This window comes from Streptomyces sp. NPDC031210, assembly GCF_055570395.1.
Genome location: NZ_JBVIHH010000013.1, coordinates 80,294 through 106,261, shown reverse-complemented (window position 1 = coordinate 106,261; position 25,968 = coordinate 80,294). Strand labels below are relative to the sequence as shown.

At 70.9% G+C, this 25,968-nt stretch carries 15 protein-coding genes; 4 read left to right on the top strand and 11 right to left on the bottom strand.

Features of this window, described 5'->3' with window-relative positions:
* Positions 1-286 precede the first annotated feature (286 nt).
* Complete coding sequence (locus ACZ45Z_RS23490; RefSeq protein ID WP_468365633.1) at positions 287-1,615, top strand: class I SAM-dependent RNA methyltransferase; 1,329 nt, start codon at positions 287-289, stop codon at positions 1,613-1,615.
* Between the two features lie 787 nt (positions 1,616-2,402).
* On the opposite strand, the gene ACZ45Z_RS23485 is transcribed toward ACZ45Z_RS23490, so the two are convergent.
* Positions 2,403-4,073 (bottom strand): TIGR04141 family sporadically distributed protein, encoded by a 1,671-nt coding sequence (locus tag ACZ45Z_RS23485; protein ID WP_468365630.1) that lies wholly within the window; start codon positions 4,071-4,073, stop codon positions 2,403-2,405.
* A 147-nt stretch (positions 4,074-4,220) separates the two neighbouring features.
* Between ACZ45Z_RS23485 and ACZ45Z_RS23480 the strand changes: the two genes are divergently transcribed.
* The gene (locus ACZ45Z_RS23480) at positions 4,221-5,888 is read left to right on the top strand and encodes an N-6 DNA methylase (RefSeq protein ID WP_468365628.1); all 1,668 of its coding nucleotides are present in this window, start codon (positions 4,221-4,223) and stop codon (positions 5,886-5,888) included.
* Between the two features lie 74 nt (positions 5,889-5,962).
* On the opposite strand, the gene ACZ45Z_RS23475 is transcribed toward ACZ45Z_RS23480, so the two are convergent.
* The 8 genes from ACZ45Z_RS23475 to ACZ45Z_RS23440 all read right to left on the bottom strand — a co-directional run bounded on the left by ACZ45Z_RS23475 (position 5,963) and on the right by ACZ45Z_RS23440 (position 17,470).
* A complete protein-coding gene (locus tag ACZ45Z_RS23475) occupies positions 5,963-8,098 on the bottom strand; it encodes a UvrD-helicase domain-containing protein (protein WP_468365625.1) in 2,136 nt (711 codons plus the stop codon).
* 27 nt (positions 8,099-8,125) lie between these two features.
* Complete coding sequence (locus ACZ45Z_RS23470) at positions 8,126-9,451, bottom strand: McrC family protein (protein ID WP_468365623.1); 1,326 nt, start codon at positions 9,449-9,451, stop codon at positions 8,126-8,128.
* Positions 9,448-11,247 carry an AAA family ATPase gene (locus ACZ45Z_RS23465; protein ID WP_468365621.1) on the bottom strand — a complete coding sequence of 600 codons (1,800 nt, stop codon included), beginning with the start codon at positions 11,245-11,247 and terminating at the stop codon, positions 9,448-9,450. The genes ACZ45Z_RS23470 and ACZ45Z_RS23465 overlap by 4 nt, the downstream gene beginning before the upstream one ends.
* A 113-nt stretch (positions 11,248-11,360) precedes the next feature.
* Entirely contained in the window at positions 11,361-13,874 is a 2,514-nt protein-coding gene (locus ACZ45Z_RS23460) for an Hsp70 family protein (protein WP_468365619.1), read from the bottom strand.
* A gap of 48 nt (positions 13,875-13,922) precedes the next feature.
* The gene (gene grpE / locus ACZ45Z_RS23455) at positions 13,923-14,510 is read right to left on the bottom strand and encodes a nucleotide exchange factor GrpE (protein ID WP_468365617.1); all 588 of its coding nucleotides are present in this window, start codon (positions 14,508-14,510) and stop codon (positions 13,923-13,925) included.
* The gene (locus ACZ45Z_RS23450) at positions 14,507-14,779 is read right to left on the bottom strand and encodes a hypothetical protein (protein WP_468365615.1); all 273 of its coding nucleotides are present in this window, start codon (positions 14,777-14,779) and stop codon (positions 14,507-14,509) included. The genes grpE and ACZ45Z_RS23450 overlap by 4 nt, the downstream gene beginning before the upstream one ends.
* Positions 14,776-17,007, bottom strand: coding sequence for a hypothetical protein (locus tag ACZ45Z_RS23445; RefSeq protein WP_468365613.1), 2,232 nt, complete (start codon positions 17,005-17,007; stop codon positions 14,776-14,778). The genes ACZ45Z_RS23450 and ACZ45Z_RS23445 overlap by 4 nt, the downstream gene beginning before the upstream one ends.
* 70 nt (positions 17,008-17,077) lie before the next feature.
* Complete coding sequence (locus tag ACZ45Z_RS23440; RefSeq protein WP_468365949.1) at positions 17,078-17,470, bottom strand: ATP-binding protein; 393 nt, start codon at positions 17,468-17,470, stop codon at positions 17,078-17,080.
* Positions 17,471-17,670: 200 nt separating this feature from the next.
* Here ACZ45Z_RS23440 and ACZ45Z_RS23435 point away from each other — a divergent pair, with 200 nt between their 5' ends.
* Both ACZ45Z_RS23435 and ACZ45Z_RS23430 read left to right on the top strand, forming a co-directional pair.
* Entirely contained in the window at positions 17,671-18,528 is an 858-nt protein-coding gene (locus tag ACZ45Z_RS23435; RefSeq protein ID WP_468365611.1) for a helix-turn-helix domain-containing protein, read from the top strand.
* Positions 18,525-18,716: a DUF397 domain-containing protein gene (locus ACZ45Z_RS23430; protein ID WP_468365608.1), complete on the top strand. Its 192-nt coding sequence runs from the start codon at positions 18,525-18,527 to the stop codon at positions 18,714-18,716. The genes ACZ45Z_RS23435 and ACZ45Z_RS23430 overlap by 4 nt, the downstream gene beginning before the upstream one ends.
* Before the next feature lie 58 nt (positions 18,717-18,774).
* On the opposite strand, the gene ACZ45Z_RS23425 is transcribed toward ACZ45Z_RS23430, so the two are convergent.
* Together ACZ45Z_RS23425 and ACZ45Z_RS23420 are read right to left on the bottom strand one after the other, a co-directional pair.
* Positions 18,775-22,962 (bottom strand): Eco57I restriction-modification methylase domain-containing protein, encoded by a 4,188-nt coding sequence (locus tag ACZ45Z_RS23425; protein ID WP_468365605.1) that lies wholly within the window; start codon positions 22,960-22,962, stop codon positions 18,775-18,777.
* On the bottom strand, positions 22,962-25,925 hold the full coding sequence (locus tag ACZ45Z_RS23420; protein ID WP_468365602.1) for a helicase-related protein: 2,964 nt from the start codon (positions 25,923-25,925) through the stop codon (positions 22,962-22,964). Before ACZ45Z_RS23420 ends, ACZ45Z_RS23425 begins: the two co-directional genes overlap by 1 nt.
* Positions 25,926-25,968: the final 43 nt, after the last annotated feature.

Below are 25,968 nucleotides of genomic sequence, written 5' to 3'. Positions count from 1 at the left end.
CGTACGGATCGGTACGGGCACCGGGACCGCCCCGCGGCGTCGGCGTTCCAGCGGCGGGCCTGATGACGGGCCCGCCGTTCCGCGTTCCCGGCGGGGAACGGGGAAGGGGGCGCCGGGCCGGCCGCCTCCGCAGCCCGGCGACCGTCACGCTCCACGGCACGTAGAATCGAAGGCTGTTGTCCCGCCGCACCCGCGCCCTACCCGCCGTACCGCCCCACCAGCCCTACCCGTCGTACCCCGGTCGCGGCCGTCCGCCGCGCCACCCCACCTCAGGAGCCCCGCCGCCATGCAGACAGAACCGAAGAAGTCGCTGGTCGGCGAGGAGTACGAGGTCGAGGTCGGCCCGGTCGCGCACGGCGGCCACTGCGTCGCCCGCACCGACGAGGGCCAGGTCCTCTTCGTACGCCACGCCCTCCCGGGCGAGCGCGTCACCGCCCGCGTCACCGACGGCGAGGAGGGCGCCCGCTTCCTGCGCGCCGACGCCGTCGAGATCCACACCGCCTCCAAGGACCGCGTCGAGGCCCCCTGCCCGTTCTCCGGCCCCGGCAAGTGCGGCGGCTGCGACTGGCAGCACGCCGCGCCGGGAGCCCAGCGCCGCTTCAAGGGCGCCGTCATCGCCGAGCAACTGGAACGCCTGGCCGGCCTGACGCCCGAGGACGCCCGCTGGGACGGCACCGTCGAGCCCGCCCCGGGCGACAAGGTCGCCAAGGGCGAGGTACCCGCCTGGCGCACCCGCGTCCAGTACGCCGTCGACGACGAGGGCCGCGCCGGACTGCGCAAGCACCGCTCGCACGACATCGAGCCGATCACCCACTGCATGATCGCCGCGCCCGGTGTCTCCGAGCTCGGCGTCGAGCAGCGCGAGTGGCCGCAGATCGAGACCGTCGAGGCGATCGCCGCCACCGGCTCCAACGACCGCCAGGTCATCCTGACCCCGAAGCCCGGCGGCCGGCTCCCCCTCGTCGAACTCGACCAGCCCGTGTCCGTCCTGCGCGTCAACGAGAAGGACGGCGGCGTGCACCGCGTGCACGGCCGCCCCTTCGTCCGCGAGCGCGCCGCCGGCCGCACCTGGCGCGTCGGCAACGGCGGCTTCTGGCAGATCCACCCGAAGGCCGCCGACCTCCTGGTCGAGGCCGTCATGCAGGGCCTGATGCCGAAGAAGGGCGACACCGCCCTCGACCTGTACTGCGGCGTCGGCCTCTTCGCCGGCGCGCTCGCCGAACGCGTCGGCGAAAAGGGCGCGGTCCTCGGCATCGAATCCGGCAAGCGCGCCGTCGAGGACGCCCGCCACAACCTCCAGGACCTCGACCGCGTCCGCATCGAACACGGCAAGGTCGACCAGGTCCTGCCCCGCACCGGCATCACCGAGGCCGACCTCATCGTCCTCGACCCCCCACGTGCCGGCGCCGGCAAGAAGACCGTCGCCCAACTGACCGCCCTCACCCCCCGCCGCATCGCCTACGTGGCCTGCGACCCGGCCGCCCTCGCCCGCGACCTCAAGTACTTCCAGGAGGCCGGCTACGTACCCCGTCGGATGCGGGCGTTCGATCTCTTCCCGATGACCTCGCACGTTGAGTGCGTGGCGATTCTGGTGCCTGCCGCGAAGGCCGTCTGACCTGCGGTTTTGTTGATGTGTATTAGGTGTGGTGCGGGCGTTATGGGCGATATCTTTACGCTGAAATGACGCTCCCCGAGGCATCGTGACGCTAATTTAACGCTCGTTCTGATGGGGTGCCAGGTGCTCTATTTGGCAGGCCAGGCGCCGTCGAGGTGGCCGGTATCGACGGGGCGCTGCAGGTAGGCGACGCTGAGCGTTCGGGACGCTGATTCCGACTGGTCAGGCGTCCCCCACGGGGGCAACTGATCTGTTTTGCAGACTGTCTGAGCTATTAGCGGTGACCGAGGCGAGGGTGGATCGTTGCGTGCTTCGTGAGTTTTCGACGCGCATATCGCAGTGACGTCTCGGATACCCACGGACGTTGATCGAGCCTATGTTCGCGACCTGTCGAGCCGCCCGGACCGGCCTGGGAACGAGACGCCTGTTCGACGAGCCCGCAGTCTCGCATCCCAGCGTAACGAAGGTCTGGGCCGACAGCGGCACCAGCACAGCGCCTTCCAGCACGGAGTCGCCCGAGGATTCGACGTCGAGGTCGTGAAACGACCCGCCACCAAAGGACGGGGCGCATTCCTGTATGCGCTGGCCAGCCCGGGACCCCCAAGGGGAATTCCGGTCAAGGGGCTCAGAGGGCAATCGCCGTGCAGTCCTCACCGCCGACGTCACAGCCCTGTTCTCGGAGGGCTCCAGACGATTCGTGCCCCGGGTGAGCCCGACGAGCAGGTTTTCGGCACGCAGCGCACGCCTGCCTCGGCGAGCGTCGATGGACCGTTGGTGCGGGGTGCCGTTACGCCGCGGTGGTCCGAGCGATCTCGGCTGCCGTCGGCACGGGAACGACCTCGATACTTACCCCGCGTGTGGTGAGCTCCCTTGCTGTCTGGTGGAGCGTTATTTGGGAGAAGGCGAAAAGCGAGTCGGGCGTGAAGGTGGCTCCGGACTTGTGCCGGACCGCAAGGACCAGCCGACGAGGTGTGAAGTCCTCGGCCAGCCTGATTCTCCTGTCGCTGTCCCGTGCGACCCGGCGGACGAACTGGCAGCGCGCCTCAGGTGAGTTGACGAGGAGTTCGACGGCGACCTGTGCTTGCCCGAGGAGGTGGCTGAAGGAGCCGGAGGAGCCGGACTGCTTGACCAGGATAAGGGTACCGTCCGGAGTCAGCAGGTCGCAGATTTCGACCCGGTCGGTGCGCTTGAGGGGGTTATTGATGAACTCGCCGTCGAGGAACAGCCATTCGGGCCGGGCCTTTGAGACCGCTCGGTTGTAGGCGCGTTCGTTCGCGCCTTCGGGCCAGTGCGGCAGGCCGTACGCGGCGGCATCGGTGAACAACTGTCGCAGGTTGTCTCGGACGGAGTCGATGTAGCAGGCGCCGAGCTCGTACCAGTCGCCGTCCAGAAGGCAGTACGTCCGTGGACCGAGGGAGACATCGGCCTGGATCCAGTCCAGGGCGTGGGTGGTTGCCAGCGGGACGGAGGATCTGGGCGACGGGTCGCGGTGGAGGGTCACCGTGCCGTCGCGCAGGGCGGCGATACGGGTGCCGGGGCGGTGGATCCTGGCCCGGGTGAGGACGTACTCCAGGTCGAAGTCGTCGCAGAGGTGGGCCTCGGTGCTGCCGATGCAAGTCCGGTATGCGGTGGCCTCGGCGTACGTCTCGTGCAGGTCGAGGGGTACGGAGGACGAGATCCGTCCGTCGGCGGGGGCGCCGAGCAGACGGTCGAGGGCGGCTTCGAGTGCGGCGCGGGTGACGGTGTCGGTGACCGGGACGATGTGGTCGACGAATCCCAGCTCGGGGTGCGGGATGTCGTCCTGGCAGACCCGGGTGATCGTGCGCAGGTCCTCGACCAGGTCGGCCGGCTCGATGCCGAGCGGGAGCCGCAGGCCGACACCGCCTTGGGCGGTGCAGGCCCGGCCGTTGGCGTGGCGGTTTCGGGTGAGCGGGACGTCGTCGAGGTGGCCGCCGAGGTGGCGGACCACCCGTGCCTGGTCGCGGATGCCGAGTGCCGGGACCGAGGTGCCGGCGGCTACCAGGGAGATGTCGGTGCGCGGCCGGCCGAGCGCTTTGGTGACGGCGCCGCTGATGTGCCGGGGGTCGATCATGCGGATGGCGAAGCAGAGGCCGAACCGCTTGTCCTTGAGGGCATCGGGAACCAGGCGGTAGCCGTTGCCGCAGGTCACGGCGTAGACCTGGCCGTCGACGGCGAGGAGCAGCAGGGCTCCGGTGCGGCGGACGGGCTCGAAGACCGTGATTCCGGTGGTACGGGCGTTGGGGGCGCACCAGGTGTCGGCGGCCTCCTCCTTGCCGTAGGTGAGGTAGATCGCGGGCACGCCGAGGACCACGGGGCGGTGCAGTTCGGCTCCCAGCCGGTCGAGCTGTTCGTGGTCGAGGGCCTCGAACATCGCCTCGGGGGTCGGGGAGACGGTGGGGAGTCGATAGACGGTGCGGACTGCGGTGTGGGTGGCCATGGGAAGTTCTCCGAGCGTCTGCGGGGGCGGTGCAAGAAGGCTGACGAAGTCTCACCTGTATACGCAGAACGATGACAGTAATCTGTGTACGTTGTCAACGTGGTATTGATGTTCTCATGGTCGGGCCACTGCGTGTACGGTGGCCGCATGTCGGACCAAGCTGCCCCCGCCACCGGCCCCCTCGTCACCGGATCAGAGATCGCGAGGCTGGCCGGCGTCACCCGCGCCGCCGTGTCCAACTGGCGGCGCCGCTACGAGGACTTCCCCGCGCCCTCGGGAGGTGGGGCGAGCAGCAGCCCCCTGTTCGCGCTGGCCGAAGTCCAGGCGTGGCTGGAGAAGCAGCGGAAGGGGCAGGAGGTCTCGGTCGAGGTCCAGGTCTGGCAGGAGCTGCGGGCCGCCTACGGAGAGGACATGATCGCCGGACTCGCCGATGTGGCCGAGCTGCTCTCCGAAGCGCACGGTCGACGGCTGCCGGGGTTGCGCCTGCCGCGAGAAGCCGTGGCGCGCGTCCGTTCACTCGCCGAAACCGAGCGGCCCGTTGACGTCGTGAACGCACTGACCGAACGGTTCGCCGACGCCGTACGGCGCGCCGGGTCGGATCAGGTGACGTCCCCCCGCCTGGCCCTCGCCGTACGACACTTCGCGCCGCCGCTGCCGCCCGGGGCGACGGTCTTCGATCCTGCCTGCGGCATCGGTCTGTTGCTCTTCTCCGTCGCCGGGCAGACCGGGGCGCTCTGCCGCGGGCAGGAGGCCGATGCCGACTCCGCGCGGCTCGCCAGGCTCCGTGCCGCCCTGTCCTCGATGCCCGACACCCGGATCGAGACGGGCGACTCGCTCCGCGACGACCGATGGCCCGACCTCCGGGCCGAACTCGTGGTCTGTGATCCTCCGGTGGGCGTCACCGGATGGGGCCGCGAGGAACTCCTTCTCGATCCACGCTGGGAACTCGGCACCCCGTCCAAGGCGGAGGGCGAACTCGCCTGGCTGCAGCACGCCTACGCACACACCGCGCCGGGCGGGCACGTTGTGATCGTGCTGCCCGCCTCGGTCGCCTACCGCAAGGCCGGGCGAAGGATCAGGGCCGAGCTGGTCCGCAGGGGCATCCTCACCCAGGTTGTCGCCCTGCCGCCGGGCACGGCCTCCTCGCACGCCCTCCCCGTTCACCTCTGGACTCTGCGTCGTCCCGGGCCGGCCGACGTCCCCCCGTCCACGGTGCGGATGGTGGACCTCACCGCCAACGATCCCGACGGCAGCCTCGCCCCCCGCCCCGAGCAGATCGTGGACGTCCCTTCGATCAGTCTCCTCGACGACATGGTCGACCTCACCCCGGGCAGCCACCTCCAGGCCGTGCACCGCGACTACTCCGGCGAGTTCAGGGCTCTCCGTGGCGATCTGGAGGAGCAGATGCATCGGCTGGCCGCACTGCTGCCTCAGCTACGGCCCGGTACGGGGGCAGGCTCGCTCGACGGTGCCACGGCGGGCGTCGCCGAACTCCTCCGGGCAGGCCTCGTGACCTACGAAGGCTCGGAGCCGGTCTCAGCCAGCGACCAGCTCGACACCGATTACCTCCAGGGCTTCCTGCGCAGCCCGGCCAACACCCGCCGTGCCACCAGTGCCTCCGGCACCTACCGGCTGGAGGCCAAGGGCGCCAGGATTCCGCAGCTGGCCATCGAGGAACAGCGCCGCTACGGTGCGGCCTTCCGGGAGCTCACCGAATTCGAGGCGACGATGCGGGCCGTGTCCGAGCTCAGTCGCCGGCTCGCCGAGCTGGCCCGCGACGGACTCGTCACCGGCGCTCTGGCCCCGGAGGACTGAGGACATCCGGCGGGGCGGCTCTGGGAGGCGGAGCCGCCGCAGTGCCGGGGCCCCGCAGCCCCGGAGCCACCCGTTCACACCTGGGTCGGCAGGAACTCGCTCGGTCTTCCGGTCCAGGTCACGCTCAGTGCCTCGCGCGCCCTGGTGCAGGCGACGAAGAGCAGGCAGCGCTCGCGCAGGAGGTCGGCTTCGTGCTGCGGTGCGTCCGTCTCCAGCGGGGTGATCTCGCGGGCGAAGGGCACCGTTCCCTTCATGACCCCGAGCACGGAGACCGCCCTGAACTCCAGCCCCTTCATGGCGTGCATCGTGGCCAGCCGGACCCCTGGCGTCTCCGCGGCGACCTGCCCCTTCACTCGCACCACCGGGATCCCGGCGTCCTTCAGCCGGGACTCCGCCGCGTCCAGTGCCAGGTTGAACCGGGCGCACACCCCGATCTCGTGAGGTGCGAGCCCTTCGCCGATCCATGCCCGCACCCGGTCCACAAGGGCGGCGTACTCCTCCGGCTGGGTGGCGTACCCGCCGGCCTCGGGTCGGCGGCCGCGCAGCAGCGAGCGGTAGCCGGCCAGGGAGTCGGTTCCGTCGCCCTCCAGGGCGTCCACGCTGACCGGTGCGAGCAGGCGCGCCGACCAGACCAGGATCTCCTCGGTGGAGCGATAGTTGAGACGCAGCCGGAAGCTGCGGCCGACGGTGGCGATCCCCAGCGAGCCGAGCGACACCCGGGAGTCGTAGATCCGCTGGTGCGGGTCGCCGGTGAGGAACAGGTCGTCGGGGCCGGGGGTGACGGCGGCCCGGAGCACCCGCCACTGTGCGGGGTGCAGGTCCTGTGCCTCGTCCACCACGACATGGTCGTACGGGGCCGGGCCGACGGCGAGCAGGTCGGCCGCCCGGGCACAGACCCGCAGGTGGGTGGTGGCACCGCGCTCGAGCAGCAGCTTCTCGAAGCACTCGACGCCGTTCCACACGAGCCCGCGCCTGGCCGCTCCGAGGCCGGTGCCGCGTCCGCGCCGGCTCGCCGCGAGATAGCCGTCCAGATCACGGATGTCCTGGCCGAGCACCACGTGACGGTACTCCTGCGCCAGGAAGCGGGCCTGGAACGGCAGATCCAGCTGCTTGACCGCCTTCTCCCAGAGCTGCCGCTGGTCGCGGTCGCCCACCGGCTTCGGGGTGACGCCGGTGTGCTGCCGCACCACGCCGTTGGCATAGGCGTCGACGGTCGTGACATCGACCCGGGAGAGGAGGAGTTCGTCGCCTTGGAGGAGAAGACCGAGCATGTCGCGCAGTCCGGCGGCCAGCGCGTTGGTGTACGTCGTCAGCAGGATCCGGCTGTCCGGCGACCGTCCCAGCAGGTGCCGGACCCGGTGCAGCGCGGCCACGGTCTTCCCCGTCCCCGGGCCGCCGGTGACCTGCACCGGACCGCCGTACGAGGTGCGGTGGGCGACCCGCCGCTGGGAGGGGTGCAGGAAGACCCGCCAGGCCGCGAACGGTTTCGCCAGGATCTCCTCCAGCTCCTGCGGGCCGGTGACGAGACGGATCCGGGCGGTGGTGTTGCTGATGACGGTGGCCAGGTCCTCGTCCGGCTCGGGCGGCGCGTCCACCGGGCGGCGCACGGCCACCACGTCCCGGTAGACCTCCTCCGGCGAGAATCCTTCCGCGAGGTACTGGAGGACCTCCAGCTGGTCCTCGGGCAGCAGCGTAGCGAACGCCTCCAGCTGCGCCTTGTCCGCCATCGAGCGCGCTGCACGCAACACCTGGGCGTCGATGCCCAGTTCGCGCAGGACTCCGTCGGAGACGCCGGAGAACAGCAGCTTCGGCGCCTTGCGGGAGGCCGTCTCGTACAGCGGTGTCAGCTCGTCCAGTGCGACCGCGTCGCGTACCTCCAGGCCGCGGGTGGCGCTGTTCGTGCTGTACAGGCGTTTCGCCGCCCAGGTGTACGCGTCGTCGTGCGGCAGCACATGGACGAGGAGGAAGAGATCGCTGCCGTCGTCCGGCGAGAGGACCACGCCGCGCCAGAAGTCGGTGATCCGTATGGTGCGCATCCGCCGGTCACGGGCGTTCTCCACGGACTCCAGATGCAGACCTTTGTCAGCGTTGAGCTCGGCCACGCTCAGGGCCTGGAACTTCGTCATAGCCTTGCGGACGCCGGCTCTGACCGGCTTCTCCAGGGTGTCGAATCCGTCCCAGAAGCTCTGGGCGAAGGCGAGTCGGGGCATGGGCCGTGGGCCCCCTTTCCGTGGGTGTCAGGCGGTGGGCCCGGCCAGGCGGGCGGCGAGCTCCCGGAAGGTCCGCAGCAGCGCCGCGGGTTCCGAGGTGAGGTCGAGGCTGTGCTGGAAGAGCCGCAGACCGCCGGTGCCGCGGACCTCGGTCGTCCGCTCGGGCAGGCGGCCCGCCGCGTACACCAGATGCGCCTCGCGCAGGCCGAGCACAGTGGCGTAGGCGAGCGCCTGGTACAGGTCGGAGTTCGGGTAGCCGTGGGCCCGGTGGGACTTCTCGGTCTTGTACTTGGCGTCGACGACGGCGACAGGTGTACGGCCGTCCACGCCGTACACCACCAGATCTGGCTTCATCCGAATCTGGCCGCCCGGGTCGAGAGTGTGTACGTCCTGCAGCCGCGCCGTCAGGCCGTACTCCCGGAGGGCCTCGCGCAGTGCGACCGTCACGAAGTCCTCGAAGAGCTGGTGCATGTCGAGCAGGAAGCCGTCCAGGGCGAGCGGGCCGGTCCGGTGCTCGGGCGAGGTGGAGCGCAGTACGGCCTCGGCGAGCCGCAGGGCGGGCTGGTAGCGGGAGTTGAGACGGGATGGCTGCCAGTGCGGCAGGTCCTGGCCGCGGACCAGGGGACCGGCGTCCGCGAGGCGGATTCGCTGGTGGGCGAGACGGCGCCGCACCGGCCCAGGAACGGACGGCAGCCGCAGCAGCCGTTCCACCGCGGCGCGCAGGATGCGGTTCTCGGCGGTGTCGGCGGTGTACGCGTCGTAGACGATCTCGGCGGGCGGCATGCGGCCGAAGTGGAGCCGGATCTGCTCGGCCTCCCGCAGTCGGCCTCGTACCACCAGGGCGGACTCCGCCACCTCCCGGTAGCCCTGGAGGACCCCCTGCCGCAGCGCGCCGTCGATCTGCCGTTCCACCGCGTACGCGAGCGCGGGTACCACCTCGTCGTGCGCACCGGTGCTGACCGTGCCCTCACGGCTGTCGCGCCAGGCGCCAGCCGGGTCGAGGCTGAAGCCGAGCAGGAAGAACAGCCGCCCCACCGGTGTCTTGGGCGCGATCCGCAGGACCGTCCCGCCCGGCAGCCGGACCGCGCCGACCTGGTGGCCCGCCCGCAGTCTCCAGTGTCCGGGCCGCTCGGGGTCCGGCGCGGCGGCGTCGAGGAACCGCGCCGCGACGAGGGCCCGCCCGGTGGCCGCGTCCAGCGGTACGGACAAGGCGGCGCCGTACTCCCGCAGCGTGATCTCGCCCGGGATGTAACTACATGCTGGGCCCGCGTCGTCTGCCGCGTTGCTGTCGGTGGTCGCGGCCGGGATGTCACTGTGCGCCAGGGCGGCGCCGCCCGCCGCGTTCCCGCTCATGACCGCCGGGTCCGCTCGCGCAGCGCGTCCAGGCCGTAGCGGGCGTCGATGTCGATGCCCTCGCCGTAGTGGTGCTCCTCAAGGAGGGGGAGGATCTTGGTGCGCCAGGTCCGGTCGAGGCCGCCCTCGCGGTATACGCCGGGCTTCATCAGGTAGGACGGGCCGATGGCGAAGTCGGGGTCGTCGATCGCCGTGTTGAGGGCGTCGAGCAGGCGGGCCGGTTCGGGGTCCTTGCCCTCGCGCTTCAGCCAGCGGGTGAGGAGGCTGGCAGTGGGCTCCACGCGGGGGGAGAGCTCCACGAAGGCGAAACGGCGCCGCATCGCCGCGTCCACCAGCGCGATCGACCGGTCCGCGGTGTTCATGGTGCCGATCACGTACAGGTTCGGCGGCAGCCCGAAGTCGTCCCCGGAGTAGGTCAGTCGTACCGAGCGCTTGCGGTACTCCAGGAGGAAGTACAGCTCGCCGAAGACCTTCGCCAGATTGGCCCGGTTGATCTCGTCGATGATCAGGAAGTGCGGTACGTGCCGGTTGCCCTCCCGCGAGGCGGTGTCGGCGAGCTCCCGTAGCGGTCCCGCCGTCAGCCGGAAGGCGACCTCCCGTGTCTCGGGGTCCTCGACCGGCCGGAAACCCTCGAAGAAGTCCTCGTACGCGTACGACGGATGGAACTGGACGATCTTGACCTGCTCAGGGCCGCCGCCGAAGTACTCTGCCAGCTTCAGCGCCAGATACGTCTTTCCGGTGCCGGGCGGACCGTAGAGGACCATCTGCCGCTCGTCGAGAAGGAGTTCACGCAGCTCGTCGAGGAAGGACCGGTTGTGGACGAGGAGCTTCCGGGCGAACTCGTCGGTGACCTCGGGGACGGTCAGGACGCGCTGCTCGGAGGATTCCAGGACCTGCCCGGCCTGCTCCGGCGCTGTCTCCGGGCCGCCGGTGAGCGCGGTGAGCTGTTCCAGGACGGGGGTCAGGTCGACCACGTCGTGCTGGGCGGAGAGCTTCTGCTGCACCTCCTCCGGCAGCTCCTCGTACGGATGGGCGGTCTCTTGCCAGGCCACCGGGCGCCGGAGGTTGGAGAGCTCACCGGGGGAGCCCGACTGCACCAGGTCGCCGGTGATCCGCCCGAGGTGGAGCAGGCCGTCGCTGAGGGTGGCGACGGTGTCGCCGATCCGCATCTGGGTGAAGAAGGCGTGCAGTTCGTCGACGAGACCGCGCTTCTGGTGGTACGTCGCCGAGCCCTCGTAACCCTCCTCGACGAAGCGGCGCAGCACGCTCTTGGTCGGGTCGGGCTCGTCCACCTGCGGCAGGTGGGGTGCGTCGAGCGAGACGAAGCCCTCCTTCAGCCAGAGCCGGCGGACCAGGTTGTGGCCGGAGACGTTGTTCCCCCGCACCAGCCAGGCCTTCTGCGGGGCCCGCCAGCTCTGCGGCAGGAAGTCGCCCAGGCGGTGCCCGTCCTCGGCGCTGCGCCAGGTGCCGGGGCCGGTGGCTCCGTAGCCGAGGACCAGGGAGGCCGCGGCGGACGGCGAGTTGCACACGATGTCGCGGGACGCGGTCCAGGCGCCGGGGCGGGGGCCGTCGGCCAGCGTTCCGTTCTCCCGCAGTCCGGAACGGAGTCGGCGAGCGAAGTCGCTCAGCCCCGGCCAGTCCTCCGCCGACACCGCCGAACCCGCGGTCACCAGGAACTTGTGCGAGCCGTTGTCGCCGGGCTCGGCGAGCAGGAAGCCGCGAGCCTCCCCGGCGTCCTTGGGCAGGGCGATCCGGAAGTCCGGGAAGCCGGGAAGACGGTCGGGGAGCTGCGGCATGGGGACCTTCCGGGACGCGGGTGGTTCGGGTGGCACGAAGTGCGTTCCAGCCTACGTGTTGACGGTGTCAATCGGTGCGTTCGGTGTGCTGGACGCTCACCGCGCCCGTTCGGCTACCGGCGCTCGGGGAACACCTGGGCGCTGTCCCGCTGCTTGCGCGCCGCCGGGGCAGGCGCCTGCGAGTGACCGGCGAGCTCGTTCAGTTTCATGTGCAGCGCGTCCTGGGCGGCGTAGTCCCCGCGAGAGGCCGCGGCGCGCAGGTCGTCCCAGGCGGTCAGGACGGGACGGCGTACGGACTCCGGGAACCGGCCGAGCTCGGCGTCGTGGGCGGCGAGCATGGACTGCCAGGTGGTCGTGTCGAGCTGCCGCCACAGGCTACGGGCGTGCTCCGTCGCTGCCCGCATCGCGGGCAGATCCAGCCGCTCGCGTGCCGCGTCCAGGGCGCGCCGGGCGTCGGCTAGCTCTTCGGCCGGCGCGCCGAGGCCCAGCTCCCGGCCCCGGCGCGCGGCGACGGACGCCTTGGCCGACCAGCAGCGGGCGTCCCGGCACGTCTCCACCGTGTCGCGAGCCTCGTCGAGGAATCCGTCAAGGGACCGGCCGAGGGGTTCACCGCGCACGATCGCGGTGAGCTGTTCTGTCAGTTCGGCGAAGACGCTGTGCTCTGCCGCCGTCAGCCCGTCGCCGAAATGGGCGCCATGGGTACGGATCACGTCGAGGAGCCGAGAGGCGTCGCGGCCGATGCCGTCGGCGACGGCGCTGCGGCGCAGCCGCGCGCCCAGCTCCTCGCCGTCGCCGATGCGGTAGGCGAGGTTCACGGTGCGGTTCTCGTCCAGCTGTACCCGGAGTGTGAGCCGCTCGACGCTGTCGGTGCCCCTGTCGAAGACATGTGTGTGCTCCCCGCAGAACTCGTTGCGGGCATGGGACTTCTCGTGCGGTCCTTCGACGATCCGGAAGGTCAGCGCGGTGGTGCCGTCCGGCCGGATCTGAAGGTTCTCGATGTTCTGCCAGTCGGTCGGGTACGTCGTTCCGGCGGTGAAGAGGACCGCGACGGTGCCGTCGTCGAGTGCCAGTCCCAGGTTCTGGGCGGTGACCTGTTCCGGTCGGTCGGTCCGGAACGATGTGCCGCAGGCCGAACATGCTGTCAGCCCGGTGGCGTTGACCATCTGGCACTCGGGGTCGGGGCACTTCAGTCCGCCCGTGTCCAGCGGCTCGTCACAGAGTTGGCACACGGTGGATGAGGTGGAGTTCTGCTCGCCGCAGTGTGGGCACGATGCTCGGGATGCGACGGGGGCGGCCGCCCGCAGCCCGGAGAGGCTGACGGCACAGACCGGACAGCTCGTGGTCCCCTCGGCGGCGGGCACGTGGCAGCCGGGGCAGTCGACCGTCGCCGTGCCGAGCAGAGTGGTGCCGCAGTCGGGGCAGGCGCTCTCGGTGATCGGGATTCCGGTGGTCAGGCACGGCTCGGAGGGGCAGGCGAGAGCGGACGCGAGCCCGGCCTCGATGCCGGCGCCCAGCGCGACGGCGGACATGGGATCGATTCCGCTGTGCACCTTCTCCTCGCCGAACAGTTCGGCCAGGCGGCGGCGGACCAGCGGGATCCGGGTCGAACCGCCGACGAGCAGGACCTTGTCGATGTCCTCGGTCGTCCTGGACGCGTCGCGCAACACGCCGCGGGCGAGCTCCAGGGTGCGGTCGATCTCGGCGCCGATCAGCTCCTCGAAGTCGTCGCGGGTGACCTCTCCCGTCCAGGAGCCGCCGTTCTTTCCGAGCGGCGCGAGGATGATCTCCGCTGCGGTGACATCCGAGAGTTCGATCTTGGTACGTTCGGCGGCGGCGCGGATCCGTGCCGCGTCGCCGGTCCCGGATAGGTCACGGCCGCCGAGTCGCTTCTCGGTGAGCATCCGGCACAGCGCGGAGTCGAAGTCGGCCCCGCCGAGCGACTTGTCCCCGCCGAGCTTGTACACCTGGAAGTACCCCGACCCGATGACCAGCAGGGACACGTCGAAGGTACCGCCGCCGAGGTCGTACACGAGCACCGAGCACATGTCGTCGTCATCCTCGACGAGGCGCTCCACCCCGAAGGCGTGGGCCGCCGCGGTCGGTTCGGGCAGGATCCGTGCGACGGTGAAGCCCGCAAGCTCCCCGGCTTCCCGCACCGCCGCGTACTGCGGTTCTGTGAAGTACGCCGGGACGGTGATCACGGCTCGCGGGAAGGGTTCGCCGGCGGTGTTCTCGGCGTCCGTGCGCAGCCGTCGCAGCAGGATCGCCGAGATCTGTACGGGCGTCAGCCAGTGGGCGCCGAGCTGGATCTCGACCCCGCCGTCCGTGGACTCCCGTACCGGCGGTGCGTCCGCGGGCCGCTCGTCGAGCAGCCGCTGGACGTCGGCGTCGGCGTGGCGGCGGCCGATTAGCCGCTTCACCTCGGTGATCACGGAGCCGGGCAGGTGGTCGCGCACGCCGAGCGCCTCGCTGCCCACCAGGAGGGATCCGTCGGCGCCTGTACCGACGGCGGACACCGTGGCCTGCTCGCCGTGGCGGTTGGGGAGGACCACCGGCACGCCGCCGTCCATCCAGACGGTGACGGAGTTGGTGGTGCCGAGATCGATTCCGAGTGTGCGGTACGGCATGACGTGGCCTTCGGGTGGCAGGGACGGGAAGGGTGGTGTGGAGCGGGTTCAGCGGCGCCGCTTGGAAGTCTTGCGAGGCAGCGGCTGCCGGCGCCGGGCGCGGCTGGTGCGGCGCGGCTGGTTCCGGCGCTCCCGCGTGGCCCCGCCGTCGGAGGTCCTGGCGGGTGCCCCCTGTTCGGTGGCGGGCGCGGGCCCGGGTACGGCCAGGACGACATCGGCACGGCGCAGGCAGTCGGTCCCGTGGCGGAAGCCGGTGACGGTCTCCCGCAGGACGGTTCCCTCGGGGGCGGTCGGATGCGGTTCGACGCCCGTCGCCCGTGCCTCCACCGGGTCGGGGATCTTCCCGATGAGGTCCATCGGATGCACCCCGTGGCGGGCGAGTTCGGCCCGGAGCATCCGGTGGGCGGCGTCCGTCTGCTGTTGCACGGCGGCTGCGATCTGTCCGGTCCGGCCTGCTCCGGAGCGGCCGAACTGCTCGGACCGGTGTGCCGTGTCGGCGAGGAGATCGTCGAGTGGCAGCAACGCGGTGAGGAGGTCGGTCAGTTGGGCCACGGCCTCTTCGCGTTTGCGGGAGAGGGCCGCGACGCGAACGCGCAGTTTGCGCAGCTCGTCGGTGCCGGGCGGGGGAGTGGTCACTTGGATGCGGGACCTTTCGGAGCGGCGGACGCCGGGAGGGGAGGAGTGAGCAGTTCGCTGACGAGGGCGTCGCCCGGGGTGCGGGCCGCGTCGTGGGCGGCCTTCAGGGCGCGCTCGCGGTCCGTGTCCCGTGCGCGGCGGGCCCGGGAGACCGCCACGCCCGCCGCCTTCGCGAGGTCCCCCTGGCCGATGCCCGGCCGGGCATACGGAAGGAGCTCGAACACGGTGGGGCCGAAGGAGGGCATCGGTGTGCGGGGGTGCGCGGTCACAGGGTCTCCTGGATGTACGGCGGGTCGTCCGGGTCCGGTGTTCCAGGTGAGTCGAAGAGGCCGGGGAACATCATCGGTTCGAGCGGGAGGGAGGTCTGCCGGCCGGTCTCCAACCCCAGGGCGGACGCGGCGCGTTCGTCGCGTACGGCACCGGCGCGGTCGCCGTCGGCACGGCGGTCGCGGGCGCGCCGGTGGTATGCGACGGCAAGAAGCTGGTCGTACGCCGCGGAGCGGCCCGGCGTGATCAGCAGTCTGACCTGGAGGTCGATCAGTTCGGACCAGCGTCCGGTGTCGACCAGTTCCCCGGCGAACGGCACGACGGTCTCCAGTGCCTGCCACTCCGCCTCCGCCCCGGTGAGCTGTGCGAAGGACGCGGCGGCGGAGAGCAGCAGGGGCACCTGCTGGGTGTAGTCGCCGGACCGTGCTCCGAGCTGCCGGACGGCCGTGTCGTGCAGGAGGCGGGCGATGTCACCGTCGTCGGCCTGTACTCCCCACTCGTCCTCGGAGGGGCGGACCTCCCGCAGTCGCCGCAGGACCCGACGGGCCTCACTCTTCTTCCCGTCGAGCGCCTTCCGCGCGGTCCGTTCGATCATCCGGTCGCAGTACCAGGAGTACACCTCGTGCAGATCCTCGGCCGGGTTCTCCGCACGGAACCCGCGGTGCAGAAGTTCCCCGACCCGTTGCAGGCCGGGCTGTTTGCCCCGCCTGTTTCCCGTGACGACGGAAGCGATGTCGGCGAGATCCAGCGCGTCCAGCGCGTCCTGTGCCACCGGATCGCCGGGGCGTACGCACAGCGCCCGCTGGAAGCGGGCACGGCCCTGATTCCTGTCCTTCGTCCCCAGCGCTTCGGTGCCGCGCCGGACCAGGGCGGCTGCCAGCTCCTTGGCGAGGGCGGTGTCATCGGGAGCGAGCGCGTGCGCGGACTCCAGCCAGAGGATGCGCTGGACGAGCGTGGCCCGCTGGTAGCCGTTGCCGTTCCGGCCGGCGCTCAGTCCGGCTTTGCGGGCCATCTCGTGGTGGCGACGGTCGAGTACGAAGCCGAGGCGGGCGGCCGAGGTGAGGTCGACGAGGGTGTTCTGCCAGTCGCCCTTCGTGAACCGTTCGTGGGCCCTGGTGACCAGGGCTCCGGCAAGGTGCGGTGCACAGGCCCGGTGGGTGTCGGAGTCCGCCTGCCAGGTGGCGGGTTCGCCGTGACGGCGGGTGTACGCGGTGAGCAGGGCGAGGTGTTCACCGTGTGTCTCCAGTTGCTCGGCGGCGGTGTCCACGGTGACGGGGGAGCCGGCCCAGGGCCGGCCGCCGAGCAGCAGCCCCAGGCACGGGGAAGCGGTGTCGGGCGTGGGTGGCTGCCAGGTGTCGACGTCGCACCGGCAGCCGAGACCGCCGAACCAGGCCTCGTCCCGGGAGTCGTGCTGGTCGTTGTCGCACTGGCCGAAGCACTCCTCGGTCCGGAGATCGGCGAGTTCGCCGCGGACGAGCTCGCTGCTGTACTCGTACTCCTCGACGTTCCAGACGGTGTCCCAGCCGTCGAGGACGTCATGGCCGTCCCGTTCGTCGACCGAGCGGAGCGCCGTACGGATCCGGTCCGTCAGGGTGGCGCGCGCGGAGCGCCAGTCCTCTGCGTCGAGGGGAGCCCCGCGCCGGGCGGTCACCATGTCTTCGAAACCGAGCGGGTCCTCGTCGTCGAGCAGCAGGTGCCAGACGGCGATGGCGAAGACCGCGTGAGCCGGGTCGACCTTCTCGCTCTGGGCGAGCGACCTCAGCGTGCCGACTGCCAGCGCGTGCACCACGGCGGTGCGGCGGTTCCCGGACGGGTCGGGGACGGCGTCGAGGACCTCGCTGATCGCGCCCTGGCGGGCCGCCTGCCACACCAGGCGCCACAGGGCGTGCGCCGGGCAGCAGAGGCAAGGCGCCTCGCCGGACGTGGCGTCCGGAGCGTCGAGTACGGTGCGGACGTCGCAGTCGCAGCCGAGGTCGCAGGGCTGGTCCTCGCCGCTCGCGGGCGGGGTGGAGCCGAACACCGCGAGCCAGCGGTGGACCGCCTCGGGCCAGTTGCCCGCGCGTTCGGCGAGCAGGGCGCGCAGTGCGTCGTAGGAGGCGCGGTCGTCCACGGGGAGGCCGGGACGGTCTGTGGAGATCCGGTCCAGCAGGTTGAGCGTGCGCGCGAAATTACCCGTGCCGTAGGCGTGTTCGGCCTGACGGAGCATGCGGGTGGCGTCGGTGGTGTGCAAGCAGGTCCCCCATGTGCACGTGGTGCGTGGTTGACCTTATGTGGCGTCTGTTGGCTCGGTCAACGGACCGTCAGATACCAGACAGTGTGGCCAGTTCCGCCCGTACGGTCTTGCCGCCCGGTGGGCGTGGGACGGTCTCCCAGTGGTCGGCGAGGAGGGTGACGACGGTCAGGCCCCGGCCGCCGGTGGAGAGGTCGGGGTCCTCGCCGGCGGTTCGGGGGAGGCGGGCGCCGCGGGCGTCGGAGACCTCGATCAGGAGGCGGCCGGGGCGGGGCAGCGGGGCGTAGGTCAGGGCGAGTTCCAAATCGCGGCCTGGGACGCGGCCGTGCAGGACGGCGTTGGCGGCGAGTTCGGCGACGACGAGTTCGGCACGTTCCGTGATGTCCGGCGGGAGGCCCCAGGCGTGGAGTTCGGTGACGGCGAGGAGTCGGGCGAGACGTGCGCCGCGACGGGTGGAGGACAGACTGTTGCCTGAATGTCCGGGTGGGAGGCGTGAGTTGGGGTGCGGTGTGGTTCATGGGGTCAGCGTGGCCCGCGCGGGGGTGGGCCGGCGAGAAGGGAGGCCCGTACGGGAGGTCACCGTACGGGCACGCAGGGTGGACGGTACGGGGCGTATGCCGTCACTGTGGGTGCGTGTGATCGTGCGGGAGGAAGGGGCGGCGGATGGCCAACGTCGGAGAAGGGGCCGGTGCGTTCTCGGAGGGGGAACGGGAACCGCATCCGTCGGACAGCCTGCGGACGTTCGGGGCGGTCGTGCAGGCGCTGCGCGAGCATGCGGGGCTGAGCCGGGTGGAGTTCGGCGAGCGGGTGCGGTTCTCGAAGCACACCGTGGAGTCGGTGGAGCTGGGGCGGCGGATGCCGGACGAGTTGTTCGTGGAGCGCGGGGAGGAGGCGACGGGGAACACGGGGGCTTTGCGGAGGGCGGCGCCGTATCTGTCGCGGGGGGAGGTGGGGCTGGCGGCGTGGTTCCGCGAGTGGGCGAGGCTGGAGCGGACGGCGGTGAGCCTGTGTACGTATGAGTGCCGACTGGTGCCGGGGTTGTTGCAGTCGGAGGCGTATGCGCGGGCGGTGTTCGAGGGCACGATTCCGGTGGTGACGGACGAGCGGCTCGATGCGCTGCTGGCGGCGCGGGCGGAACGGCAGCGGATGCTGGTGGAGAGGCCGACGACGCTGTTCAGCTTCATCGTTGAGGAGCATGTGTTCCGGCGGCGGTTCGGGGATGCGGAGGCCATGCGCGGGATGCTCGATCACGTGCTGGAGTTGACGTCCCAGCGGAATGTGACGTTGCAGGTGGTGCCCTTGGACTCGGCGCTGCATGCGTGCCTGGACGGCCCGGTGCGACTCCTTGAGACGCCGGATCGGCGGCGGGTCGGATACGCCGAAGGGCAGCAGAGTGGTCGGCTCATCACGGACGCGAATGAGGTGAGTCTCCTCCATCAGCGCTATGACACACTGCGCTCGCAGGCCCTCAATCCACAGGAAACCAGGGCCCTTTTGGAGAGACTGCGAGGAGAGCGATGACGAGCGGTACGGCGGAACTGGTCTGGTTCAAGTCCAGCTACAGCGGCAGTCAGGGCGATGACTGCGTCGAGATCGCGATCGCCGAACAGGCCGTCCACGTAAGGGACTCCAAGGACGTGACGCGTCCGGCCTTCGCCGTCGGTCGCGACGGGTGGGGTCGGTTCGTGCGGTTTGCGTCGGAGCGCTGATACGTCGAGGGGCGCCGTCCGCTGGGTAGCGGGCGGCGCCCCTCGTGTTGTCCGGACGTCAGCCGTCCTGGCGGGGCGGGTGGCGTGGGCCCTGCCCTGGGGGCGGGGTGAGCGTGGACCGGTATGTGCCGGAGTCGCTCTCGTCGAGCGGGGTTTCCAGGGTGAGGCTGGCGGTGGCCATGCGGTCGTACTCGGTGAGGACGAGGCGCTTGGTGCGGTACTCGCCGAACTTGGCGATCTCGTTGTTCTTGAGGCCGCCGGACTGGGACTGGAAGGTCTCCAGGACGTAGTCGGTGTCCTCGCGGGAGATCCCGTAGAGGTGGAAGAAGTACGCGTCCAGCTCGGCGCGGAGCTGGGCGCGGCGGTCCTCGCCCCAGTGGAAGGGCTCGCCGTCGTCGCCCAGGTCGCGGGCGAGCGTGGTCATGTCGTAGGCCGTGTAGACGAGTTCGAGGAGGCGGGGGAGGAGGAAGGGGAGGTGGGGTTCGAGGGCGATGGGGGTGGGGACGGGGAGCTGCTTCCAGATGAAGAGCTTCATGTGGGCGTCGCTGATCTTCTGGCGGCTTACGTAGTCGAAGATCAGGGAGGACTGGGTGGCGACCAGGGCGGCGACGAGAGGGGGGGCGACGCGGGGGAGCATCAGGGGGCAGGTGTGACCGACTGCTGTGCGCGGGAGGAGGACGGGGATGGCGGTGCGCTCGTTCGTCGATGCGGTGACATCGCACCAGCCGCACAACCAGTCACGCTCCCACTTCTCCTCGGCGAGGCGCAGCTCGATCCCCTTGGCGCGAACGTCCTTGTTGTTGCGCCGGGTGGGAATCGTGCCGTTCTCCTGGATCCAATTGAGCGGCAGTGCGAGACGCGCGGGATCTTGCAGATCTTCGGGCGCGAGGTACTTGGGCTGGTTCTGACGGTTGACGGCGGTCAGGCTCTTGACGACGTCAGCAGCCCGGTGGTTGTAGAAGTCCACCATCTTCGCCTCGTACAACGGCAGCATCCGCTCACCGGTCCGCTCAAAGAGGTTCCCCTTGAGCTCCCACCCCTCGGCCTCCAGTCGCTCGCGGCTGCGGAAGAGGTCGGAGTCGTCGGTCATGTCGAAGAGGCGCTTGAAGGACATGGTCCACGGGTTGCCGTCCCGGCGCCCCTCGTTCCACAGCACCGGCACGCGGCGGTACACACCGGCCGTGATGTCCGCGTCGCGCTGCGTACGGAAGACCGGGAGCGTGCCCGTGTTCGGGTTGATGCGGGCCAGGTCCTCCGGGTCCAGCGCGAAGACGCGGTTCGGGTCTTCCAGCTCCGCGATCTCGGACAGGAAGAAGCCGATGCGGCTGGCGTCGGCGTGCGTGGCGCGGCCGGTGAGGGAGAGCAGACAGAACTTGTAGCTGGAGTGCACGCCTTCGAACCATGCGCCGCCCTTCGGTAGCGCGGGAGACTTCGGGCGCTTGTTTTCGAAGTCGTACAGCGAGGCCAACGCGCCACGCCGCGTGAAGTCCGCGAACAGGTGCTGGGACCCCGCGCCCGTCGCGACGGCCGTCGGAAGGATCAGCCCGAACCTGCCCTCTGCGGCAGTCACATTCGCCATCCGCTCGGCGAACAACGTGTCCGTCTGGAGCGAGTTGACACCCTTGACCGTCAACCCCTTCGCGCACAACGGGAACACCCCCGAGTCCCCCGCGAAGTGGAACATCCCCTTGACCGAGCGCCGCGCCTCCCGGTACCGCTTCCCGGCCTCCGGGTGCTCCTGTTCCCACTCGGCGATCCGCGTGCGACGAGCCGTCCCGGAGATCTCCGCGATCTCGGGTGCGACCACGCTGAAGTACTTCTTGTCTTCGAAGTCGACCTTGTCCCACGGCGGGTTGCCCACCACGCACGAGAACCCACCGGCCCACCCCGTCGCCGGGTCGACCGTACCCGTTGCCGCCGTGTCACCGTCCTCCGGGACCGTGAAAACCTCAGGAAACTCCAGGTGCCAGTGGAAGAACGTGTACTGGTCGCGAAGGCGGACGATTTCGTCGTGCGTCGACTTCGGCGCGGCGTCGGCGTCGGGGTCTTGCAGGGCCCGGAACATCTTGTGGGTGAGGGCCGGCGGCGCGTCCTCGCGCTTGACCCAGACGAAGGCCGCGCACCACGCGTCCGCGAGGTGCAGGGCGCGCAGGTAGTCGGTGGAGGTCGACCAGTCGCGGTAAGCGGTCTCCTTGCGGCGGATGTCCGTGAGATCGTCCGCCGGAGCGGAGGTGATCCGGCGCAGGCCGCTCGCGAAGGTGGCGTTCGCGACCTTGGTCTCCGTCTCGATCTCGAACAGGCCGTCCTGGCCCCGGCGTTCCTCCGTGTTGCGGGCCAGAAGCTGGCGCGCCCATCCCTCGTCGTCACCCTCGGCCTTCTTGAAGGCCTTGTCCGGGATGCCGTCGCGCATCAGGGACGGGGTGGCCCCGATCAGGCCGTTGCCGTGCTTGATCCGGGAATCGAGGAATCCGAGCGGTCGGCCCGGCTCCATGGCCTCCAGCCACAGAGAGACCTTGGCGAGCTCGACCGCCATCGGGTTGAGGTCGACGCCGTACACGCAGCGGGCGACGACCTCGTGCAGGGCGTGTCGTACGGCGTCCGTGGTGGGCTCGGGGTTGCGGTCGCGAACGGCGGCCACCCGCTTGGCGATGCGGCGGGCGGCCCCCACCAGGAAGTGGCCGGAGCCGCAGGCCGGGTCGCAGACCGTGAGGGAGAGGAGCTCCTCGACGATGGTGCTCGCGGGGTCCGGGCGGCCCTCGGCGCTCGCGCGCTGTTCGCCGCGCTTGACGGCATCGTCGATCACCGGGTTGAGGGTGGAGTCCAGGAGTGTCTCGGTGAGCGCGGACGGGGTGTAGTAACTGCCGGTCTTCTTGCGGTCGTTGCCGATACGGTCGACCAGTTCGAAGGTGCGGTTGGTGGCGCTGTGCTTCGGCACCAGTTCGAGCAAGGCCTCGTAGACCGAACCGAGTTCCTCGGCGCCCATGTGCAAGTAGTCGACCGGGCGCCAGCGGTGGGAGCCGGCGTCCCGTACCCGGGCCAGGTGCTTGACGGCCTCGAAAAGGTGGCGGTTGGACAGCCGGGCGCCGTGCAGCGGCTCGTCGGCGGGGGTGTCGTTGAAGAGGCCGCCGAGCCCCTTTAGACCCAGCTCGGGGCGGCCCTGCTCGGAGCCGAGCGCCTCGATCAGCAGCTCCAGGACGCGGTACTGGTCGTCGTGGGCGGTGCCGAGCCGGCGCAGGGCGTGACGGCGCAAGCGGGACGTGGAGAAGTAGCGGGCGAAACGGTCCTGCGTCTGCTCGTCCGCGCCGGGGTCGAGCAGCGCACCTCGGTCCTCGGCGACGAAAAGGAAGATCATGCGGTAGGCGAGGCGGAGGAGTGACGTCTGGAAGGCGTGGACGTCCAGGTTCTCGCGCAGATGTCGGTTGTGCGGGTGGCTCAGGAAGCCGGTGCCGAGGACGGTGAGGGCGGCCTGGACTCCGTCGCGGAAGTGGTCGAGCGCCCTGCTGCCGGACTCGAGGGCGACCGTCCGCCACTTCTCCAGCCAGCACCCGGACGGCGCCGCCCCCTCCGCCACCTCGAACCGCGACGCGTGCAGCACGCAGTACAACAGCACGAACTCGCTGAACAGTTCACCGTCGAAGATCGCCTCCAGGTCGAACTCGACGTACGCGGCCGTCGCGAACGACGACGAGTCGCGAAGGAGTCGCAGCGTCCGCCCGTTGGTGAGGACCGCCCACAGGTGGGCCTCGGTCCGGTTGAGGCAGTCCTGTACGAGGGACTGCGGCGGCACCTGCCCGGCCGCCGGCCGTTTGTCCGGTTCCTGGTTCCAGGGGATCAGGTGGAGCAGCGCGGGCCCGTGCCGGTGCGAGATGCGGAATCGGGTCTCCGGATCGGAGTCGGCGGGGATGCCCTCCGGGCCGACCTCCGTCAGCGCCCCGAAGTCCAGCTTGCGGAAGAGCTGGGAGAGCCAGTCGGAGGAGGCCCGGCCGGTCGGGTCGGCAGCGGGCGCGCCGGTTTCCGGGTCGGCGGGCAGCGCGGCGCGCAGTTCGCGCCAGAGCGGCTTGAGGTACTCCCAGGCGCGCTCGGCCTCGTCGCGGACGGCGACCGAGCCCGGCAGCCCGTAGTCCGCGGACTTGGTGCCCGGCAGGTTCCGTGCCTCGGCGATGCGGACGAGCATGTCGCCGGGGAGCAGCCCGCCGACGGTGGTGACGGCGGTGAAGACCGGTGCGGTGCGGGTGGCGGCGGACATCAGGCTTCGGCTCCGGTCACGAGAGGGGCGGGTACGGCGGCGGGCTGCTGCGGCAGATACACGTACACGCCGAGGACGTCGGCGGGCTCCTGGGGGACGACCTTCAGGCCGCGGACGATTTCGGCACGGTCGCTGGTGTCGGCCTTCCGTACCCGGCGGTGCGAGGCGTCGAGGCCGGCGGCGAGTGTGACGCCGTATTCCGCGATGTGGCCGGTCAGTTCAGGCAGACCGTCCAGGGTGCGGGTGATCTGGTTACGGGCCAGCTGCTCGTGGGTGTTCGTGGCGGCCCGTGCCCCGAGGAGCGCCGCCGCAGCGTCGTCGTCGAGCCAGCGGGCCCGGGAGGGCAGGCCCTCGAAGGCGAGCAGCCGGGCGTCCTCGGCGACGATCTGCCGGCGCTCCCCGGTGCGGGACGGCAGCGTCAGGTGGAAGCGGTAGCGGACCAGGAGCAGGGTGGTGCGGATGGTGACCGCGTCCGTGGTGACGACGCCGCAGCGGCGGGCCGGGCGCGGGCCCGGAGTGTTCGCGTCGAGGGCCGAGTCGAGGACGTAGGAGGCGAGCGCGCCGACCGCCGGGTCGGTGCGGACCAGGGCCGCCTCGCCGCGCCCGATCGCCGGGGAGGCGCGGAAGGGGATCTCCCGGTCCTCCTCCACGATCCGTCCGCCGAGGACCGCCGCGAGACCGTCGCGCACACCGGCCGGCGTACCGCCGACCTGCGCGGCGAAGTCGCCGGAGCCGTCGCGGGGGTCGCGGACCTGGGCGTCAAGGTCGCGCAGCGCCTCCAGGACGAAGTCGCGGACCTCTTCGGAGCCGCCGAGCGCGGCCCGTACGGCGGTGACCTCGCGGGCCACCTCCTCCGGGTGGATGGCGCGCTGCGCGTACTTCGAACGGGAGGTCCGCTCGCGCTCGGCGGCCGAGTTCCACTCCCGTTCCATCCGGTCCAGGGACTCCTGGTGGCCGTCGAGGTCGAAGAGCCCTTCCTGGGTGCCCTGCCTGCCGTGCAGGAGCAGCCATTCGACCACCGCGTCGGTGACGCCCGAGGCCGTCTCGTCCGGGACGGAGACCGAGATGCCGAGGTCCTTCTTGATCTGCCGGTGCTTGGCGAAGAGGACTTCGAGGACCTTGCCGTCGATGCCGTTGTCCTCACCGAACATGGTGATCACGCGAACCTGGTCGCGCTTCTGCCCGTACCGGTCGACGCGGCCCTCCCGCTGGTCGTGCCGGGTCGGATTCCACGCCAGGTCGTAGTGGATCACCGCGTCGAAGGCGTGCTGGAGGTTGACGCCCTCGGAGAGGCAGTCGGTGGCGATCAGGACCCGGCGGACGGCCGGGTCGTCGGCGTCCTCGGCGGCCAGCTTCTCGATGCGTTCCAGGCGCTGCTGCGGGGAGAGCGTGCCGGTGACGGCCGCGATCCGCGTCTTCGCCCCCAGCTTCTTCTCCAGGTGCGTCGCCAGGTACTCGGCGGTGGGGATGTAGCGGCAGAAGACGATCGGGCTGTAGCCGTCCGCGATCAGCGACTTGAGGTGCTTGGTCAGGTCCTTGAGCTTGGCGTCGGACGCCGGACCGTGCAACTTGGCCGCACGCGCGGCGAGTTCACGCAGCCGCGGGTCGCCCTGCTCGCTCTCCGCCGCGCCCGGCGCGACGTCCATGCCCTCCAGCCGGTCACTGTCCGAGGAGTCACGGGTCAGCGGTGCGCCGAGGGCGTCCGCCTCGACGGCGGTTCGGGCGGCGGCGGACTCGGAGCGGGTCTCCAGGGTGCGGGCCGCGGCGGCGGGCGAGGACACCATCGACCGGAGCAGCGCGATCACCGACCACCAGGCGATCCGGGCCTCCCGCTTGCCCTGGCGACCGGCGGCCTCCACCCGGTCCGCGGCGTAGGCGATCGCGTCGTCGAGCAGCGCCCGGTAGGCAGGGGTGAGCTTGTACGGCTCGTCCTTGGTCCACCGGTCGGAGGGGAACGCGGTCCTCTCGACGAGGGAGTCGTCGGCGAGACCGTCCTCCTTGGTGAGGTACTGGCGAACGTCGGCCCGCTTACGGGCGACGAAGTGCTCGGCGAGACGGGCCCGGCCCGCCGGGCTCTCCAGATCGACCGTGGCCAGGTCCGGCCGGACGAGACCGAGCAGATTGCGGAACGCGGACTCCTTGCCGGAGTGCGGGGTGGCGGTCAGCAGCAGCAGATGCCGGTTCTCGTCCGCGGCGACGCGCTTCAGCAGTTCGTAGCGGAGCTGACTGGTGGACGAGGAGGCCGGGCCCTGCGCGTCGTCGGCCGCGACGCAGGTGTGCGCCTCGTCGACCACCACCAGGTCCGGACAGTGCCGTACGAAGTCCTCGCGGTGCCGGGTCGACTTGATGAAGTCCGTCGAGATGATGGTGAAAGGGTGCCGGTCGAAGAGCGACTGCCCCAGTTCCAGGCCGCGTTCCAGACGCGACACGGTGGAGGCGAGGACCAGCTCGGCATCGATGCCGAACTTCTCCCGCAGCTCTCCCTGCCACTGCTCGGCGAGCGAGGGGGAGCAGAGCACCGCGAGGCGGCTCGCCTCGCCCTGCGCGAGGAGCTCCTTGACGATCAGGCCGGCCTCGACGGTCTTGCCGATGCCGACGTCGTCCGAGATCAGCAGCCGTACGGTGCGCTGCCGCAGCGCCATGAGCAGCGGCACCAGCTGGTAGGCGCGCGGCTCCACGGCGATCGACGCCAGCGCGCGGAAGGGCCCGGCCCCGGAACGGAAACCGATCCGCAGCGCGGTCCGCAGCAGGCCGGCCGCCCGCTGGTCACCCAGGTCGGACGGGCTCGGCGCCGCGAACTGGGCGGGCCGCACCTCCTCGAAGGCGGGAAAGACCGCCGCGACGTCGTCCTCGCCGCCGCCCAGCGGGCGCAGCACCAGCATGCCGGAGGCGCTCTCGGGGAGCACCACCCATTCCCGGCCGCGGGCGTTCACCAGCGAACCGGCCGTGTACGTGGGGCTCATGAGTCTCTCGGTTCCTTCGAGGGCGGCGGGGTGGAGTGGTCGG